This is a genomic window from Amycolatopsis sp. CA-161197 (genome assembly GCF_050942255.1).
Lineage (GTDB): Bacteria > Actinomycetota > Actinomycetes > Mycobacteriales > Pseudonocardiaceae > Amycolatopsis.
Window position 1 is genome coordinate 10082807 of the sequence record NZ_CP192059.1, and the last position, 17028, is coordinate 10099834.

A 17028-nucleotide genomic window follows, 5' to 3' on the forward strand; every position below is an offset into this window, starting at 1 on the left:
CGAGCGGCTCACCGTGAGGAGCAGCGGGACGCCGCCGCCTCGGCGGGCTGCCACGTCGGCGACGAACTCACCGAGCCAGCCCATGACCCGTGCCCGATCGTGGAACTGGATGCAGGGGTCGCGATCGGGCCCGATCGCCCGTCGTGGCCCCGCGGTGAGACGCGGGTCACTCGGCGCACTCGCCCGGGCACGCCCTGGAACCTCCGTGCGGTTCCGCTCGTCTTGATGGGCGTGGAACGGGTAACGGTCACGGGTGGGACAGGTGTCCTGGAACTGAACAGGGTCCTGGAACCGAGCGGTGGCGCTCGGGTGGAGCTGCCGCAGTCGTTGCGCATCGCGCTGGCCACGGGCCAGCTGCGGCGTCCGCTGGCCGAGACCCTGCGTGACCTGCTGGCCCTGCTCGTCGACGGCTGTTACCAGGTCGACGGCCCCGCCCGCCTCGAGTCCGACGAGCCGCTCGTGCCCACCGCGACCTGGCCGCCCGACGACGAGGCGCGCGTCGCCTACTACCGCACGGCGATCCGGACCGGCCACCGTCCCGTGGCCGTCGTGCTGTCCGGCGCCCGGCCGTTGATCCTGGACGGGCACCACAAGATCGCCGCCTACGAGGCCGAAGGCGTACGCGCGTCCGCCGTGGTGATCAGTGCGGCGCCGGCTCAGTACTCGCCTTCGTAGGCCGCCACCAGTTCGCGGTGCAGCTCCGCCGAGTCGGGCAGCGCATTGCCGTCCAGCGTGTGGACGCGGGTGACGAGCCGGACCGACGACGCGAGGAACACCCCGTCGGCCGTCGCCAGGTCGGCGGCCGAGAACGGCTCCACCTTCACCGTCCAGCCGGCCTTCTCCGCACCGCGGAACAGGGCCGCCTGCGTGGTGCCCGGCAGGATCCCGACGGTGGACGGCGGCGTGTAGAGCGTGCGTTCGCGCGCCAGCACGACCGTGGACGTGGGGCCTTCCAGCACGGAACCGTCGGCAGCGGTGAAGATCACATCCTGCGCACCACGACGCCCGGCCTCGCGCAGGGCGGCCATGTTCACGGCGTACGAGACAGTCTTCGCGCCCAGCAACAGCCACGGCGCGCGCTCGGCGACGTCGGGTCCGAAGCCGCGCTCCAGCGTCACCGCGGCGACGCCCTCGGCGCGGGCGCGGCGCACCTTCTCGTCGATCTCCATGCCGATCGCGAACGCGGTCGGCGTGCCGGCCGGATCCCCGTCGACACCCCGCGTGTACACGAGTTTCAACGCGATTTCCCGGCCACCGGCCCAGTTGTCGATCACGGCGCGGGCGGCCGTCTCGAACGCGGCGAGGTCGGGCGCCGGCAGCTCCAGCATCGCCGCGGAACGGGCGAGCCGGTCGAGGTGCGGACGCATTTCTCGCGGTTTTTTATCAGCCACGAGGATGGTCTCGAACACCCCGTCTCCGCGCAGCAAACCGAGGTCGTCCACGCGAAGGTGGGCGGCGTCGGGGTCGGCCAGGTTTCCGTCGAGGAAGGCGAGGACGCGCATTCCCTCACCGTACTCACATAGTCTTGTGGTTATGGCCTACCGCTCGCCGTTGCTCGAAGCCCCCCGCGCGATCGCCGCGCCCGACGGACACCCCGAGGCGGGAGTTCCGTGGCACTGGGGCGATCCGTTCGCCGAGCAGCGCACCGCCGCGCGCGGTGTGGTCGTGATCGACCGCTCGCACCGCGAAGTCCTGGCTGTTTCAGGCGAAGAACGCTTGAGCTGGCTGCACCTCGTGATCTCCCAGCACGTGACGGAGCTACCCGAGGGATCAGGCACCGAAGCCCTCGTGCTCGACAGTCAGGGCCACATCGACACGCACTTCGTGCTGGCGCACCTCGACGGCACCGTCTGGCTCGACAGCGACCCGGACCCCGTCGCCACGAGCGCGCTGCCCAAGGGCGGCAAGCAGACGTTGCGTGAATACCTCGAGGCGATGAAGTTCTGGTCGAAGGTCGAGATCCGCGACGCCACAACGGAACTCGCCGTCCTCACCGTGCTCGGGCCGGAGGCCGAACGCGTGCTCACGGCCGTGGGGGTGGAGGTCGGCGCCGAGCCGTATGCCGTGTCGGCGTTGCCCGGCGGTGGTTTCGCCCGCCGCATGCCGTGGCCGTCTCGGTCCAGTGTGGACCTTCTGGTGCCGCGCGAAGAGCTCGCGACGTGGTGGCAGCGCCTCACCGACGCGGGTGCGCGCCCGGCCGGCAGCTGGACGTTCGACGCGCTGCGCGTGGAGTCGCGGCACCCGCGCGTCGCCGTGGACACCGACGACCGCACCATTCCGCACGAGGTCGGCTGGATCGGCAGCGCCGCCCACGTGGCGAAGGGCTGCTACCGCGGCCAGGAAACCGTCGCGAAGGTGCACAACGTCGGGCGCCCGCCGCGCTACCTGGCGCTGCTGCACCTCGACGGTTCACCCGAGATCACGCCCGAAACGGGTGACCCGGTGCGCCTCGGCGAACGTGTGGTGGGCCGCGTGGGCACCGTCGTGCAGCACCACGAGCTCGGCCCGATCGCGCTGGCCTTGGTCAAACGCTCCGTGCCGGCGGGCGCGGAACTGCTCGCCGGCCTGGGGAAAGACGACAAACAGGACGACTCTGAAAACCCCACTGACCGCACCGTTCAGGCCATCGTGGACCCCGACTCCGTGCCGGGCGAGCACGCCGCACCTGGTCGGGAGGCCGCGCAACGGTTGCGGCGCTGAACTGAACCCGGCGGTAGCATTGTCGGGGAATCTAGAGCAGGATGTGCCCGTGATCGAAGTGCGTCCCGGTGGGCGACGGCGGATCGACCGCGTCCTCGCCCCGGGATACCTCACCGGACTCGGCGACCTGCCGCTGCCGGTGCTGCGCGAACGCCGTGACGAGGCCGCGCAGGAGGAGACCGACCTCTCGTACCTGCGCCGGCTGCTGCACGCGCGGATCGACATCGTGCGCGCGGAACAGCAGCGCCGGTCGTCCGGTGGCGTCAACAGCATCGTCGACCAGCTCGCCACGATCCTCGCCGACAACGCGCTCGGCCCCGCCACCGGTTCCGGGCGCCACCAGCAGCTCGAACCCTCGCGCGCCGGCGAGCACCGCCGCCACGCCGAGGCGCTGATCGGCGACACGGACCTCACCGACGTCGGCACGCTGTCCGACGACAAACTCGCTGCCGCGCTCGACACGTACGCCACCGAGGAGTCTTCGGTGTCCACGTTCCGGCGCCAGGTGCAGGGCGTGATGGACACGCTCAACGCCGAGATCGCCGCCCGCTACCAGCGCGGCTCCGCGACCGTCGACGAGCTGCTCGACTCCGAGCTGGGACGCACCGAAGAGTGACGGAACCGGTTCTCGTCGAGGTCGAGCGGTCCGGCCTCGTGGAAAGTGTGCACCGCGGTTCGCTGGTGATCACGGCGCCGGACGGCAGCGTGATCCACTCCGTAGGCGACGTGACCGGCCCCGTCTTCCCGCGGTCGTCGACCAAACCCCTGCAGGGCGTCGGCATGCTGCGCTCCGGCCTGGACTACGACAGCGCCGACCTCGCGCTGGCCTGCGGCTCCCACTCCGGCGAACCCGGCCACGTCGAGCGCGTCGCGGCGATGCTCGCGGCGGCCGGTCTCGACGAGTCGGCGCTGGCCTGCCCGCCCGCGTACCCGCTGCACGAGCCGACGATGCACGCGGCGACCGAGCCGTTGCGCGTCACGATGAACTGCTCCGGCAAGCACGCCGGGATGCTCGCCACGTGCGTCGCCGCGGGCTGGCCGACCGACGGTTACGAGCAGCCCGGTCACCCGTTGCAGAAGGCCCTGGCCGACACCGTGGTGGAGCTGACCGGGGAACCGATCGCCACGACCGGCGTCGACGGCTGCGGCGCGCCGCTGTTCGCCTACTCGCTCACGGGCCTGGCCCGTGCGTTCGGCCGGTTGGTGCAGGCGCCTTCCGGTTCGGACGAGCTGCGCGTGGCCGACGCCATGCGCGCGCACCCGTGGCTGGTCGCCGGCACGGACCGGGAGGACACCGCGCTGATGGGCGGGGTGCCGGGGCTGCTGTCGAAGATCGGCGCCGAGGGCGTGCTGGCCTTCGCGCTGGCCGACGGCACGGCGGTGGCGCTGAAGATGTCCGACGGCGCGAAGCGCGGCTGCGGGCCGCTGGCCGTGGCGGTGCTCGCGCACCTGGGCGTGGACGTCTCCGACCTCGAAGTCCTCGCGAACCCGCCGGTGCTCGGTGGTGGCCGGCCCGTGGGCCGGCTGCGGGTCAGTTGGAGCGCTCCCTAGCCGCGAGGTCGCCCCAGAACTCGCGCAGCTCGGAGAACAGCTCAGCCAGCTCCTCGACATTGCCGGTGCGCAGGGCTTCGAGGATGTCGTGGACCTCCTCGGCCGTGGTGTCGGACTCGAGGATCGCGTCGGCGAACAGCTGCACGAGGCCGCCGTAGTCCAGCTCCACCACGGAGTCGGGGTCGAAGCTCTCCAGCCACTGTTGCGTCTGCGACAGGACGCGGCCCGGACCGGAGTCGCCGAACGCGGCCTCGATCAGCTCGCCCGCCTCAGCAGCGCGGGTCAGCGCGTCGGACATCGACGTGCGCCAGGAGAGCTCGCGCGCCGGATCGTCCTGGCCGGAGCCGAGAACGAGCTTGCGCTCGTCGGGGTCGACGAGGACGAACCACGGCAGCGGCACGGTCCAGGTGGTGGTGAGGGTGTGGGCGGCGGCCGTGGTCAGGTCGGCCATCGCCGCCTTGGTGCGCGAGCGGGCGCGGTCGGCCGAGACGCCGCCGGCGTCGAGCACGGCGTTCTTCAACGCCGGGGTCGCGTCGCCGAGGAAGGTCACCAGCGCGGCGGCCGCGCGGGCGCGCAGTTCGAGCGGGCACACAAACGGGCCTTCGCCGGGGTGACCGGCCGGCACCTCCGCCGGGTCGAGCACGAGGACGTCGGTGAGCAGGCTCGGCGCGGGCCGCCCGTCGGCGAGCTCCGCGGGCAGCAACCGGGCGGGCGCGGCAGCCTGTGACTTGAGCCACACGGACTGCTCGCGTTCGCCGATCGCGGCCCGGCGCAGCTTCGCCGCGGCGACGGCTTCACGCAGCCGGTCGTCGGGCGGGTCGCCGAGCGCGAGCAGGGGTTCGTACACCCTCAGATACGCCACGAAGGGACGGAGCACCTGAGCATCGTGGCACGCCCACCTGCGCCGATCCCCACCGACAGGCCGGTAACCGGCGTCCGGCGGACACTGTCGCCACCGGCACACCGTGCCACGTCGCATCGAACCCCCGGGACACGGTACGGTGTGACCAGGAAAGAACTGTCGAGACGATGCGGGGCCGCCGATTCCCCCGGCCGCCCCGCCCCTGTGCGAGGGGGTCGAGCCATGGGGCGCGGCCGGGCTAAGGCCAAGCAGACGAAGGTGGCGCGCGAGCTCAAGTACAGCTCCCACGACACCGATTTCGATGCTTTGCAGCGCGAGCTGTCGAGTGATTCCTCGGCCAACAACGGGCACGAGGACGACAACCGGTACGAGGACCCGTACGACGACGGGTACGACGAATACCGGCGTTGAGCAGACGCGATACGCGAGGGTGGAGTCCGGGCACTGCCCGGCACCACCCTCGCGCGTCGCGTGCTGCCCATTTTCTGTGCCTGCGTGACTAAGGAGCTAGCCGGTGACAGACATTCAGCGAGTCGGCGTGGTGGGTGCCGGGCAGATGGGCTCGGGCATCGCCGAGGTGCACGCCAAGTCGGGTTTCGACGTGGTGATCACCGAGGTCAGCCAGGCTGCCCTCGACGCCGGCAAGGCGCGCATCGAGAAGTCGCTGCAGCGCGGCGTGAAGAACGGCAAGCTCTCGGCTGACGACGCCGCCGCGGCGTTGGGGCGCCTTCGCTTCACGACGGACCTGGCCGACCTCGCCGACCGCGACCTGGTCATCGAGGCCATCCTGGAGCAGGAACAGGCCAAGACCGACGTCTTCGCCCAGCTCGACAAGCTCGTCTCCCGCCCCGACGCGATCTTCGCGTCCAACACGTCGTCCATCCCGATCGTCAAGATCGCCATGGCCACGAGCCGCCCGCAGCAGGTCGTGGGCATCCACTTCTTCAACCCGGTGCCCGTGCTGCCGCTCGTCGAGCTGGTCCCGTCGCTGCTCACCGCCGACGACACCGCCCGCCGCGCCGAGGAACACGCCGGAGCCCTGGGCAAGACGGTGATCCGCGCCCAGGACCGCGCCGGCTTCATCGTCAACTCGCTGCTGGTGCCCTACCTGCTCTCCGCGATCCGCATGGTCGAATCCGGCTTCGCCACCGCCGAAGACATCGACCGCGGCATGGAACTCGGGACGGCCCACCCGATGGGCCCGCTGCGCCTCTCGGACCTCATCGGCCTCGACACCGTGAAGGCCATCGCGGACTCGATGTACGACGAGTTCAAGGAACCCCTCTACGCGGCCCCTCCGCTCCTCCTGCGCATGGTCGACGCGGGGCTGATGGGGAAGAAGTCCGGGCGGGGCTTTTACACGTACTGATCGCTGGTCGCCGATCGCCTGTTTGCCGGCAGGTTCACCGCGCCGCTAGGCCGCTGCACGGCAGTGCGAGCGGTCCGTCGGGCGGGCCGGCGAGCGGTCTCGTTTCACCCCGCGCGCAGGCGCGAGTGGACCGTTCGGACCGCAACGCACCACGTGAGCGGTCCCCTCGGCCACGAGTTCGTCGCGAGCGGTCCCGTCGATCGGCCAGTGCGCCGCGAACGGTCCCGCCGGTCGCACGGGCGTGGAGCGAGTCGTCCATTTGCGACGCCGTCGTGACCTTCGGCCCGATCAAGGCCTGAACGAAGCCCTCCGAGCCGCGCGGCGGAGGAGGGTCAGGATGGCCGGCCCCAGGACCAGGATCGCGACCAGGTTCGTGAGTGCCCGGCCCGTGTCCCAGCCGAGGGTGGACGTGAGGACCGTGAAGACCAGGAAGCGGTGCAGGTTGGCGCCCAAGGGTGCGCCCGGGACGAAGTCCAGGGATGAGGCGCCCGCGAGGAACGGCCAGGTGAACATGCTCATCGCGAGCCCGTAGAAGTACGCGGCCACCACGCCGTACGCGGCGAGCAGCGCGATCTCCCAGCGGCCGCGCACGGCGCGCGGCAGCAGGCCCGCACCCAGGCCGACCAGGGAAGACGCGAGCATCTGGAAGGGCAGCCACGGCCCGACGCCGCCCGTGAGCAGGGCGGACGCGAAGAGCGAGGTCGCGCCGAGCACGAAGCCGAAGCCGGGGCCGAAGACGCGGCCGGCGAGCACCAGCAGGAAGAACACCAGCTCGATGCCGCCCGTGCCGGCGCCGAGGGGGCGCAGCGCGGCGTCGACGGCGGACAGGACGCCGAGCAGGGCCAGGGCCTTCGCGTCGAGGCCGCCGCTGGACAGTTCGGCGAGCACGATCAGGATCAGCACCGGCAGCGTCGCCATGAAGACGAACGGCGCGTCGGCCGTGTGACCCGATGGTGGCGTCGACACGAAGAGCGGCCAGCAGAACATCGCCAGGCCAAGCACCACGGCTACCGCGAGCACGAAAACGGTTCGCACCCGGATCCGGACGGCCGGGCCGAGGAAGTCCGTCACCGCAGCGCCTGCTCGACCTCGGCGACCGTCAGCCACTCCTGCGGCGCCAGGACCTTCGCCACCTGCGGCGCGAAGGCCGGCGACGACACCACGACGTCGGCCGTCGGGCCGTCGGCCACCACCTCGCCGTCGGCCAGGACCACCACGCGGTGGGCGGCCACGGCGACGAACTCGACGTCGTGCGTGGCCAGCAGCACCGCGACGCCCGAAGAAGCCAGCGAAGCCAGCACGGCCGCGAAGTGACGCTTCGCCGGGTAGTCCAGGCCGCGGGTCGGCTCGTCGAGCAGGACAACCGGCGGCGCGGCGGCCAGCTGCACGGCCAGCACGAGCGCGAGCCGCTGGCCTTCGGACAGGTCACGGGGGTTCGCCTCCGGCGAGACGCCCGGAACCAGCCGGTCCAGCAACGCCCGGGCCGTGCCCACGGCGGCGCCCGACTCGGTGTCCGCCTGCCGGCACTCTGCGGCCACGGAGTCGAGGTACAGCAGGTCGGACGGGGTCTGCGGCACCAAGCCGACACGCGACCGGGCCGCCCGGGGCCGCGCCGCAGCCGGGTCCACACCCAGCACGTCGACGGTCCCGCCCGAGCGCGGCCCGCTGCCCTGCAGCGCCCAGAGCAGCGAAGACTTGCCGGACCCGTTGCGCCCCATCAACGCGACGACCTCACCCCGACCCAGCCGCAGGTCCACCCCGCGCACGGCCACTACGCCTCCGTAGCGCACCTGCACCCCCCGCGCGGCGAGCACGGCCTCCGTAGGCACGCCGGCCGCGGCGGGGCGGGTCGCTGTCGAGAGCCGTTCCCGCAACGGTCCCGCCCGCCGACGCGCGTCCCGCACCGAGAGCGGCAGCGGCGACCAGCCCGCGAACCGGCCGAGCTCCACGATCGGCGGCGCGACGTCGGCGTCCGCGAACACCTCCGCCGGTGGTCCGGACCGCACGGAACCGTCGCCCGGGAGGTAGAGCAGCCGGTCGGCGTACTGCGCCACACGCTCCATCCGGTGCTCCGCGACGACGACCGTGGTGCCGAGGTCATGCACCAGCCGCGTGATCGCGGCCAGCACCTCCTCGGCGGCGGTCGGGTCGAGCGCCGACGTCGGTTCGTCCAGCACGAGCACGCCCGGGTGCGCGGTGAGCACCGACCCGATCGCCACGCGCTGCTGCTGCCCGCCGGAAAGCGTCCGAAGTGGACGGTCGCGCAGCTCGGCGATGCCCAGCAGGTCGAGCGTCTCCTCCACGCGCTTGCGCATCACGTCGGGCGCCACGGCCAGCTGCTCCATCGCGTACGCGAGCTCTTCCTCCACAGTGTCCGTGACGAACCCCGCGAGCGGGTCCTGCCCCACGACGCCGACGACGGACGCCAGCTCACGCGGTGGGTGCGTCGCGGTGTCCAGACCGGCGACGAGCACCCGCCCGGCCAACGTGCCGACGGTGAAGTGGGGCACGAGCCCGTTGATGGCACCGAGAAAAGTCGACTTGCCGACCCCGGTTCGCCCGGCCACCAGGCACAGTTCGCCTTCCTCCACCACGAGGTCGACGCCGTGCAGCACGGGCGCGGAAGCGCCGTCGTAAGTGACCGTGACCTGCGAGAACTCGATCACCGCGTCACCTCCACAACGGACTGCGGCCGCGGCGCGAGCCACGCCGGCAGCACCCCGATCAGCACGGCCAACGTCGGCACCAACGGCAAGGTGGGCCAAGCCGGCGGGCTGACCGACGTGGCCAACGAAGCCGGCGAAGCAGCCAGCAGCAGCCCCGCCGACGCGACGCCGCACAGCACCACCAACGTCTCCGGCAGCCGCCACGGATCGGGCCGGTACGTCGTCCGCTGGATGCGCCGCCCGCCCAGCACGAACCCGGCGGACGCCACGGCCAGCCCCGCCACCAGCATCGGCACGCCGAGCCAGCTCGACGACCCGTCCAGCACCCCGTACACCCCGACGGCGACCCCGACCAGTCCGGCGAGCACGCAAGCGGCGATCAGCACCCGCACGCGCGGTGCGAGGTACCCGCGCCGGCCGTAGCCGCGCGAGTCCATGGCCGCCGCGAGCAGGAGCGAGCGGTCCAGCGCGTCCGCCAGCACCGGCACGAAAACCCCCTTCACGAACCTCAGCCCCCGTCCACGCGCCGCGCGCAGCCGGCGCGCGCGCCGCACCCGCTGCACGCTCTCCACCAGCTGCGGGGCCACCGAAAGCGCCACCGTGACCGCCGTGCTCACCTCGGCCAACGCACCGGGCACGGCCTTGAGCAGGCGTTTCGGGTTGGCCAGCGCGTTGGCGGCGCCCACGCAGAGCACGATCGTGGCCAGCCGCAGGCCGTCGTAGAAGCCGCCGAGCAGCTCCTCGGCCGAAGTGGGCCCCAGCAGCTCGATCCCGGCGGCCGCGGCGGGCAATGGGATCGTCGGCAGCGTGAACAGCACGTGGCCGCCGTCCTCGCCGCCGATGAGGATGCGGAACAGCACGCGCGACACCACGATCACGGCCGCGACCAGCGCGTACACGCGAAAAGCCAGCGCCCACGGCGCGTCGCCCCGGCGGTTCACCACCACGAACCCGGCCACGGCGATCACCAGCGCGAGCAGCAACGGGTTGGTGGTGCGGCTCGCGGCGACGGCGAGCGCGAGCGCCCACACCCACCACGCACCCGGGTGCAGAGCCCGCGCGTTACCGGGCAGCACGCCTGCGCCGCAGCCCGACGACCACTCCGGCGACGACCAGCACCACGATCACGACGAGCCCGATCACCAGGCTCCACGGGAAGCCGCTGCCGCCGGATTCCGTCGACGCGGCCGCGGGCACCGCCGCGTTGGCCTTCCGCACCGGCGCCACCCGCGGCGGCGGGTAGTCCTGGAAGGACTTGTTGTGCGCGAACGACCAGCCCTCGAAGCTCCCCGCCGGCGGCTTCCAGCCCTGCACCCCGACCTGGCTCGAAGCCCACTTGCCGCCGTCGGTCGCCGTCCAGAAGCTCCACGACGCGCTCTCCGGCGGCATCCCCGAGCACGACTGGTCGACCGGTTTGCCCTCGATCTTGCAGATCAGCGCCAGGCCGTACTTGCCGACGCCCGCGATGTCGAGGCCCGCGTTCTGCATGGCCGCCACCCCGTCGGCCTGCGGCCCGGGCGTGCAGCGGATCAGGGTGTCGCCACCGAGGTCCTGGAAGTCGACCACCACCGTCACGCCGGTGGCGTCGGGACAGTAGCCCGCGGTGCCCTTCCCGGGCACGGTCGCGGTGGCGGGACTCGCGCCGGACAGGCCGGCGGTGACCAGGAGCGCGGCCACGGCCAGGAGCCGGACTGCAGGGAACAACCGCATCGTTGATGAACCTCGCATCGAGTCGGACCACGGCGGGCGATCCGGCTCACGGCCGCGCGGGCGGCCGCTCACGGTTGCGGGTCAGCGCCGGATTCCCACCGGCTTCCCCCGATCGTGGTGTACAGCTGACCGACGTTAACCCACCGGAGGTACCCGCCGGAAGCGGCGCCGGACACACCTACACTTCCGGGCGTGGACGTCGGACAGCTGCGCATCGGCCTCGTCGGAACCGGTCCCTGGGCGACCACGGTGCACGCGCCGGGACTGGCCGAACACCCCGGCACCGAGCTCACCGCCGTGTGGGCGCGCCGCGTCACCAGCGCCCGCCCGCTGGCCGAGGCCCACGACGCGGTCGGCACCGACGACCTCGACGAGTTGTTCTCCCTGGTCGACGCCCTAGCCTTCGCCGTGCCGCCCGCCGTGCAGGCGGAGATCGCGACGCGCGCGGCCGAGGCCGGCAAGCACCTGATCCTCGAGAAGCCCATCGCCGCCGACCTGGCGAGCGCGCAGCGGCTGGCCGACGCCGTGGACAAGGCCGGCGTCGCGTCGCTCGTGATGCTCACGCTGCGGTTCTCCCAGCAGACGCGCGAATGGCTCGACGGCCTCGCCGCCTCGGGCGGCTGGCGCGGCGGCGGCGCACGCTGGCTTTCGGGCGCGTTGCTCGGCGGGCAGTACTCGACGTCGGCGTGGCGGCTCGACGCGTCCGGCGGCGCGCTCGCCGACATCGGCCCGCACGCGTTCGACCTGCTCGACGCCGCCCTCGGCCGCATCACCGACGTGCTCGCGGCCCACCGCGGTCCCGACGACCTGTGGCAGCTGATGTTCGCCCACGAGGGCGGCGCGACGAGCACCGCGACGCTGTCGCTGCGGCTCCCGGTTCAGCCGACCGTGGTCGAGGTCGCGGTCTACGGCGAGCACGGCTACCGGACACTCGGCCGCAAACCAGGCACCGCCGGGGAGGCCTACACGGCTCTGCTGGACGACTTCGCGGCCATGGTCGCGAGTGGCACGACCACGCACCCGTGCGACGTCCACCGTGGCCTGCACCTGTCCGCGCTCATCGAGAAGGCGCGCGAGCTCGCCGGGTAGTACACAGGCTCAAACCCTTGGTTTCCGTTGTGAACCAAGGCTTTCCGCCAAGTCGGCGCAATCCTTCCACAGGGTTGTCCACAGCATCCACTATGGACGGTCCGCGCCTCGACCGAACCACGGGAAGCCGTTTCGCGCCACCGGAAAGATCACCGAATAGTGCGGCCCGCTGAGCATGCCGACTCGAACCGGCAATGCGAAGGTTGATCTTGGGAGGGCGGGAAGAAGCAGTTCAGAGGGGTTCGAGAAGGGAAGCGCATGGGTGCCTTGCTGCGCGCTTTCTGGGGGATCATCCCGATCACGGCCATCGCGTTGCCATACGCGCTGCTTTGCTGGCCCTTGCTCGCCGCGCGGAGGCGGCGAAGAAGCAGCGACATCAGCCTCGGCCACGCGTCGGCGACCGCGGCAGTCGACGTGACGGCGGTGACGCTCGGCGCGCTCGTGCTCTGCCTGGTCATCATGCCCGTCGGCACCGCTTCGGGGAGCACCCTCGACCTGGTGCCCGGCGCCGACCTCACCGCCGCGCTGTCCGACGACGGATCGCTCTGGCAGGTCGTCGGCAATCTGCTCCTCCTGAGCCCGCTGGGCGCGCTCGTGCCGCTGCGCCTGCGCCGGCTGCGGTCGCTCAGCCGGATCGCGCTCACCGCCCTGAGCGCGTCCGTGCTGGTGGAGGCCACGCAGTTCCTCATCCAGAGCGGCCGCGTGACCTCGACCGACGACGTGCTGCTCAACACCATCGGCGCCATGCTGGGCGCCGCCCTGACCCGCCGCGGCTGGCGCTACTTCGACGTGGTGCCCGTGGTCGCGATCCCGCAGCAGGTGCGGCGGACCGTCTGCAACGCGCCCGTCCGCCTGCGCGTGCCGCGGTCGGTGTGGGACACGCGCTACGCCGGGATCGGGCATCCGGAACGGCGCTGAGCCGGCCGAACCGCGCTAAATCGCTTGCGCCCGCTGGGACACTGAAAGCTCTCGGATCTTCGGACGAAGGAACGCCTATGTTTGCCGCCGCTGCTCGCGACGGCCGAGGTCAGGCCTGACGCGAGCCCGTCAGCCGTCCTTCCCATGCCCTGCCCGCTTCGGCAGCGCGCGTGGGTCTCCTTCGACCCCGAAAGGGTTCACCCAGCATGTCCGCCCTTCAGGCGTATGTCCGTGCCACCGCACCCCGAGGCCGTGACGTCGAACGGATCGGCCCGTTCCTCGCGACCTTTTCCCGCACCGGCGACAACCCGATGCTCAACTACGCGATCCCCGACGACGGCGCCGCGCCGTCACCCGAGGAGATCACCGCGCTGACCGAGGCGTACGCGCGCCGCGGCCGGCAGCCCCGGCTGGAGTTCTTCACCGAAGCCGCGCCCGGCCTGGAGGAACTCCTCGTCGCGCAGGGGTATTCGCTCGAGCGGCGCGTGCCGCTCATGACCTGCACCCCGGCCGGCTTCGTGGACCGCCCGGCACCCGCCGGGATCCTGCTCCGCGTTCCGGAGACCGACGCCGACGTGCGCAGCCTGCGTTCGGCGCAGAACGTCGCCTTCGGCGCGTCGCCGGAGGTGTCGGACGCGGAGCTGGCGAGCACCCGCTCGTTCGGCGACCGCGCCGTGCGCGCCGAGGACACCGCGACCGGTGCGGTGATCGGCGGCGGGTTCGCGCTGGACATCGTGGACGGTGCGGCCGAGATCGCCGGCATCGCCGTCGCCGAGGCCTACCGCGGCCGCGGCATCGCGTCGGCGATCACGGCGTACCTGACCCGCCTGGTCCACGAGCGAGGTGGCCCCACGGCATTTCTCACCCCCGGCGACCTTGGCATCGCCACGGTGTACCGCCGCGTCGGCTACGAGCCGGCCGGCGAGTGCGTGCACCTCTCGGTGAGCTAGTCGTCGAACCGGCCGCCGCGGCCGCGTTTCACGTCGCTGCGGCGTTTCTTCGCGGCCAGGCGGCGTTCCTTCGAACCCCGGGAGGGTTTGGTGGGACGCCGCTTGGCCGGCGGCGGCGCGGAGGCCTTGAGCAGCAGGTCGGCGAGGCGTTCACGCGCGGCGTCGCGGTTCTGCAGCTGTGAACGCTGCTCGCTGGCCGCGATGGTGAGCACGCCGTCGACAAGGCGACCCGCCAGCCGCGCCACGATCCGCTCGCGCAACGGCTCCGGGATCGCCGCCGACCGCGCGACGTCGAACGAAAGCTCCACGCGCGAGTCGGTGGTGTTCACGCCCTGCCCACCCGGTCCGGACGACCGGGAGAAGCGCTCGCTCAACTCGGCCGCCGGGATCACGAACCGGGAGCCGACCACCACGTCCTCTGCCACTGCCACGCTGTCCAGTCTCCCAGCCGCGACAACCGCGTTTCTAGAACCGCGGGTGGTCGCCCGAGAGCACGGCGCGCGGGCCGTCGGGGTCGTCGGCCGGCTGCACGTCGCCGAGGATCCACGCCGGCACGTGGCGCGCGGTCAGCACGGCCAGCGCCCGGTCGACGTCCTCGGCCGACACGATCGCGACCATGCCGATGCCCATGTTGAACGTCTTCTCCAGCTCGGCGCGCTCGACCTTGCCGCGCTGCCCGATCAGCGCGAACACCGACGCCGGCGTCCACGTGCCCCGCTCGAGCCGCGCGACGAGCCCGCGCGGCATCACGCGCGCGAGGTTCGCCTCGAGGCCGCCGCCGGTGATGTGCGCGAAGGTGCGCACCTCGGTCTCGGCGGCCAGCGCCAGGCAGTCCTTGGCGTAGATCTTCGTCGGCTCCAGCAGCTCCTCGCCGAGCGTGCGGCCGAACTCCTCGACGTGGCCGTCGAGCGGCATGCGCGCGATGTCGAGCAGCACGTGGCGGGCCAGCGAGTAGCCGTTGGAGTGCAGACCGGAGGAGCCCATGGCCAGCACGACGTCGCCCGGGCGCACCTTCTCGGGCGTGAGCAGCGCGGACGCCTCGACCACGCCGACGCCCGTGGCCGAGATGTCGTAGTCGTGCTCGCCCATCAGGCCCGGGTGCTCGGCCGTCTCGCCGCCGAGCAGGGCGCAGCCGGCCTGCACGCAGCCCTCGGCGATGCCGCCGACGAGGGCCGCGATCTTCTCCGGGACGACCTTGCCGACCGCGATGTAGTCCTGCAGGAACAGCGGCTCGGCGCCGGTCACGACCAGGTCGTCGACGACCATGGCCACCAGGTCGATGCCCACGGTGTCGTGCTTGTCGAGCGCCTGCGCGACCGCGATCTTGGTGCCCACGCCGTCGGTGGACGACGCGAGCACCGGCTCTTTCCACTTGTCGAGCTTGAGCGAGAACAGCCCCGCGAACCCGCCGACCCCGCCGCGCACCTCCGGGCGGGTGGCGCGCTCGGCGTGGGGCTTGAGCAGCTCGACGGCCTGGTCACCGGCTTCGATGCTGACGCCGGCGGCTGCGTACGTGGCGCTCGTGGACTCGCTCACGGAAGCGGACTCCCTACTGGACAATTCGGACTAGGGACGCCGGACGGCGTCTTCGGCACCGTACCCGGCCGGGCTGACCGGAGTCGCTTTGCCATTGACCGAATCCATGCTTTCCAGCAGGTGCTTGCCGATCAACGCGTCGTCCGGCAGGTCGATGGGGTATTCGCCGGAGAAGCACGCGGTGCACAGGCGCGACTTCGGCTGCTCCGAGGCGGCGACCAGGCCGTCGAGCGAGATGTAGCCCAGCGAGTCGGCTCCGATCGAGCGGCGGATGCCGTCGAGGTCGACACCGTTGGCCACGAGCTCGGCGCGCGAGGCGAAGTCGATGCCGTAGAAGCACGGCCAGCGCACGGGCGGCGAGGCGATCCGCACGTGGACCTCGAGCGCGCCGGCCTCGCGCAGCATGCGCACGAGCGCGCGCTGGGTGTTGCCGCGCACGATCGAGTCGTCGACCACGACCAGGCGCTTGCCGCGGATCACGTCGCGCAGCGGGTTGAGCTTCAGCCGGATACCCAGCTGGCGGATCGTCTGCGACGGCTGGATGAACGTGCGCCCGACGTAGGCGTTTTTCACCAGGCCGGTGCCGTAGGGGATGCCCGAGCCCTGCGCGTAGCCGATCGCGGCCGGCGTGCCGGACTCCGGTACGGGCATGACCAGGTCGGCGTCGGCCGGATGCTCGCCGGCGAGCCGTCGGCCGATCTCCACACGCGTGGCGTGCACGCTGCGGCCGGCGATCGTGGTGTCGGGGCGGGCGAGGTAGACGTACTCGAACACGCAGCCCTTGGGCTCCGGGTTCGCGAAGCGCGACGAGCGCAGGCCTTCGGCGTCGATGGCGATGAGCTCACCCGGCTCGACCTCGCGCACGAACGACGCGCCGCAGATGTCCAGCGCGGCCGTCTCGCTCGCCACGACCCAGCCGCGCTCCAGGCGGCCGAGCACCAGCGGGTGCACGCCGTGGGGGTCGCGGGCGGCGTAGAGGGTGTTCTCGTCGGCGAAGACCAGGCAGAACGCGCCCTTGAGCGTCGGCAGCAGCTCCATGGCCGCGGCCTCGATGCCCTTGTCGGCCGCGTTGGCGGCGAGCAGGCCGCAGACGAGGTCGGAATCGCTGGACGAGCCGGTGAGGCCCGCGTGCGGCTTGAGACCGGCGGCCTTCGTGCGGTCGCGCAGCTCGGCGGTGTTGACGAGGTTGCCGTTATGCGCGAACGACAGGCCACTGCCGGTGGCGGTGGTGCGGAAGATCGGCTGCGCGTTCTCCCAGATCGTGGCGCCGGTCGTGGAGTAGCGGCAGTGCCCGACGGCGATGTGGCCCTGCAGCGACTGCAGCACCTGCTCGTCGAACACCTGGCTGACCAGGCCGAGGTCCTTGAAGACCACGATCTGCGAGCCGTCGGAGACCGAGATGCCGGCCGCCTCCTGCCCGCGGTGCTGCAGCGCGTACAGGCCGTAGTAGGTCAGCTTCGCGACCTCTTCCCCGGGAGCCCAGACGCCGAAGACGCCACACTCCTCGCGGGGTTCCGGGTCGGGCTGGTCAGGACTGGCGGAGGGGTCGGAAACCACCGAGGTGCTCCCAGGAAGACGTGGGCGGGCCAAGTCCAAGTGTAAGGGGTGTTAAGGCGGGTCACGCCGTGCGCGACGTGGTTCTCCCCACTTCACCACGGCGTTTGAGAGAGCGGTGCT

At 72.0% G+C, this 17028-nt stretch carries 18 protein-coding genes and 1 riboswitch; of the genes, 9 read left to right on the forward strand and 9 right to left on the reverse strand.

The window, feature by feature from the left end:
- The first annotated feature begins 231 nt into the window (after window positions 1-231).
- The gene (locus ACQPXB_RS47765) at window positions 232-675 is read left to right on the forward strand and encodes a hypothetical protein (protein ID WP_366580565.1); all 444 of its coding nucleotides are present in this window, start codon (window positions 232-234) and stop codon (window positions 673-675) included.
- Here the strand turns inward: ACQPXB_RS47765 and ACQPXB_RS47770 are convergent.
- Entirely contained in the window at window positions 657-1502 is an 846-nt protein-coding gene (locus ACQPXB_RS47770) for an aminodeoxychorismate lyase (RefSeq protein ID WP_366580487.1), read from the reverse strand. The two genes, ACQPXB_RS47765 and ACQPXB_RS47770, sit on opposite strands and share 19 nt — an antisense overlap.
- Before the next feature lie 31 nt (window positions 1503-1533).
- On the opposite strand from ACQPXB_RS47770, the gene ACQPXB_RS47775 reads away from it, so the two are divergent.
- The 3 genes from ACQPXB_RS47775 to ACQPXB_RS47785 are packed head-to-tail and all read left to right on the forward strand — an operon-like array spanning window position 1534 to window position 4251.
- Window positions 1534-2700, forward strand: coding sequence for a YgfZ/GcvT domain-containing protein (locus tag ACQPXB_RS47775; RefSeq protein ID WP_432848672.1), 1167 nt, complete (start codon window positions 1534-1536; stop codon window positions 2698-2700).
- A 49-nt stretch (window positions 2701-2749) separates the two neighbouring features.
- Window positions 2750-3316 (forward strand): RsiG family protein, encoded by a 567-nt coding sequence (locus ACQPXB_RS47780; protein WP_432848674.1) that lies wholly within the window; start codon window positions 2750-2752, stop codon window positions 3314-3316.
- Window positions 3313-4251, forward strand: coding sequence for an asparaginase (locus tag ACQPXB_RS47785; protein WP_432848676.1), 939 nt, complete (start codon window positions 3313-3315; stop codon window positions 4249-4251). The genes ACQPXB_RS47780 and ACQPXB_RS47785 overlap by 4 nt, the downstream gene beginning before the upstream one ends.
- Here the strand turns inward: ACQPXB_RS47785 and ACQPXB_RS47790 are convergent.
- A complete protein-coding gene (locus ACQPXB_RS47790) occupies window positions 4232-5128 on the reverse strand; it encodes a hypothetical protein (protein ID WP_386944371.1) in 897 nt (298 codons plus the stop codon). The two genes, ACQPXB_RS47785 and ACQPXB_RS47790, sit on opposite strands and share 20 nt — an antisense overlap.
- Before the next feature lie 207 nt (window positions 5129-5335).
- Here ACQPXB_RS47790 and ACQPXB_RS47795 point away from each other — a divergent pair, with 207 nt between their 5' ends.
- Together ACQPXB_RS47795 and ACQPXB_RS47800 are read left to right on the forward strand one after the other, a co-directional pair.
- On the forward strand, window positions 5336-5524 hold the full coding sequence (locus ACQPXB_RS47795; RefSeq protein ID WP_360597910.1) for a DUF3073 domain-containing protein: 189 nt from the start codon (window positions 5336-5338) through the stop codon (window positions 5522-5524).
- Window positions 5525-5627: 103 nt separating this feature from the next.
- The gene (locus ACQPXB_RS47800; RefSeq protein WP_366580477.1) at window positions 5628-6482 is read left to right on the forward strand and encodes a 3-hydroxybutyryl-CoA dehydrogenase; all 855 of its coding nucleotides are present in this window, start codon (window positions 5628-5630) and stop codon (window positions 6480-6482) included.
- Window positions 6483-6770: 288 nt separating this feature from the next.
- Here ACQPXB_RS47800 and ACQPXB_RS47805 read toward each other — a convergent pair whose 3' ends face one another.
- From ACQPXB_RS47805 to ACQPXB_RS47820, 4 genes are read right to left on the reverse strand one after another with little or no spacing between them, the layout of a single operon-like run.
- Window positions 6771-7553: an ECF transporter S component gene (locus ACQPXB_RS47805; RefSeq protein WP_432848678.1), complete on the reverse strand. Its 783-nt coding sequence runs from the start codon at window positions 7551-7553 to the stop codon at window positions 6771-6773.
- Complete coding sequence (locus ACQPXB_RS47810; RefSeq protein ID WP_432848680.1) at window positions 7550-9148, reverse strand: ABC transporter ATP-binding protein; 1599 nt, start codon at window positions 9146-9148, stop codon at window positions 7550-7552. Before ACQPXB_RS47810 ends, ACQPXB_RS47805 begins: the two co-directional genes overlap by 4 nt.
- On the reverse strand, window positions 9145-10221 hold the full coding sequence (locus ACQPXB_RS47815) for a CbiQ family ECF transporter T component (protein WP_432857149.1): 1077 nt from the start codon (window positions 10219-10221) through the stop codon (window positions 9145-9147). Before ACQPXB_RS47815 ends, ACQPXB_RS47810 begins: the two co-directional genes overlap by 4 nt.
- A complete protein-coding gene (locus ACQPXB_RS47820) occupies window positions 10211-10858 on the reverse strand; it encodes a hypothetical protein (RefSeq protein WP_432848681.1) in 648 nt (215 codons plus the stop codon). The genes ACQPXB_RS47815 and ACQPXB_RS47820 overlap by 11 nt, the downstream gene beginning before the upstream one ends.
- 14 nt (window positions 10859-10872) lie before the next feature.
- A riboswitch (cobalamin riboswitch) is annotated at window positions 10873-11007 on the reverse strand.
- Window positions 11008-11050: 43 nt separating this feature from the next.
- Between ACQPXB_RS47820 and ACQPXB_RS47825 the strand changes: the two genes are divergently transcribed.
- From ACQPXB_RS47825 to ACQPXB_RS47835, 3 genes are all read left to right on the forward strand, one after another.
- Complete coding sequence (locus tag ACQPXB_RS47825) at window positions 11051-11947, forward strand: Gfo/Idh/MocA family protein (protein ID WP_366580469.1); 897 nt, start codon at window positions 11051-11053, stop codon at window positions 11945-11947.
- Between the two features lie 258 nt (window positions 11948-12205).
- On the forward strand, window positions 12206-12865 hold the full coding sequence (locus ACQPXB_RS47830) for a VanZ family protein (protein ID WP_432848683.1): 660 nt from the start codon (window positions 12206-12208) through the stop codon (window positions 12863-12865).
- A gap of 206 nt (window positions 12866-13071) precedes the next feature.
- Complete coding sequence (locus ACQPXB_RS47835) at window positions 13072-13815, forward strand: GNAT family N-acetyltransferase (protein WP_432848685.1); 744 nt, start codon at window positions 13072-13074, stop codon at window positions 13813-13815.
- Here ACQPXB_RS47835 and arfB read toward each other — a convergent pair.
- The 3 genes from arfB to purF are packed head-to-tail and all read right to left on the reverse strand — an operon-like array spanning window position 13812 to window position 16908.
- A complete protein-coding gene (gene arfB, locus ACQPXB_RS47840; protein WP_366580561.1) occupies window positions 13812-14240 on the reverse strand; it encodes an alternative ribosome rescue aminoacyl-tRNA hydrolase ArfB in 429 nt (142 codons plus the stop codon). The two genes, ACQPXB_RS47835 and arfB, sit on opposite strands and share 4 nt — an antisense overlap.
- Before the next feature lie 40 nt (window positions 14241-14280).
- Complete coding sequence (gene purM, locus ACQPXB_RS47845) at window positions 14281-15351, reverse strand: phosphoribosylformylglycinamidine cyclo-ligase (RefSeq protein ID WP_366580464.1); 1071 nt, start codon at window positions 15349-15351, stop codon at window positions 14281-14283.
- Between the two features lie 30 nt (window positions 15352-15381).
- On the reverse strand, window positions 15382-16908 hold the full coding sequence (gene purF, locus ACQPXB_RS47850) for an amidophosphoribosyltransferase (protein ID WP_366580463.1): 1527 nt from the start codon (window positions 16906-16908) through the stop codon (window positions 15382-15384).
- Window positions 16909-17028 lie beyond the last annotated feature (120 nt).

Coding starts and splice junctions, on each gene's coding strand:
- ACQPXB_RS47770 (WP_366580487.1), bottom strand. CDS start 1,502: ATGCGCGTCCTCGCCTTCCTCGACGGAAACCTGGCCGACCCCGACGCC.
- ACQPXB_RS47775 (WP_432848672.1), top strand. CDS start 1,534: ATGGCCTACCGCTCGCCGTTGCTCGAAGCCCCCCGCGCGATCGCCGCG.
- ACQPXB_RS47795 (WP_360597910.1), top strand. CDS start 5,336: ATGGGGCGCGGCCGGGCTAAGGCCAAGCAGACGAAGGTGGCGCGCGAG.
- ACQPXB_RS47820 (WP_432848681.1), bottom strand. CDS start 10,858: ATGCGGTTGTTCCCTGCAGTCCGGCTCCTGGCCGTGGCCGCGCTCCTG.
- ACQPXB_RS47830 (WP_432848683.1), top strand. CDS start 12,206: ATGGGTGCCTTGCTGCGCGCTTTCTGGGGGATCATCCCGATCACGGCC.
- ACQPXB_RS47835 (WP_432848685.1), top strand. CDS start 13,072: ATGTCCGCCCTTCAGGCGTATGTCCGTGCCACCGCACCCCGAGGCCGT.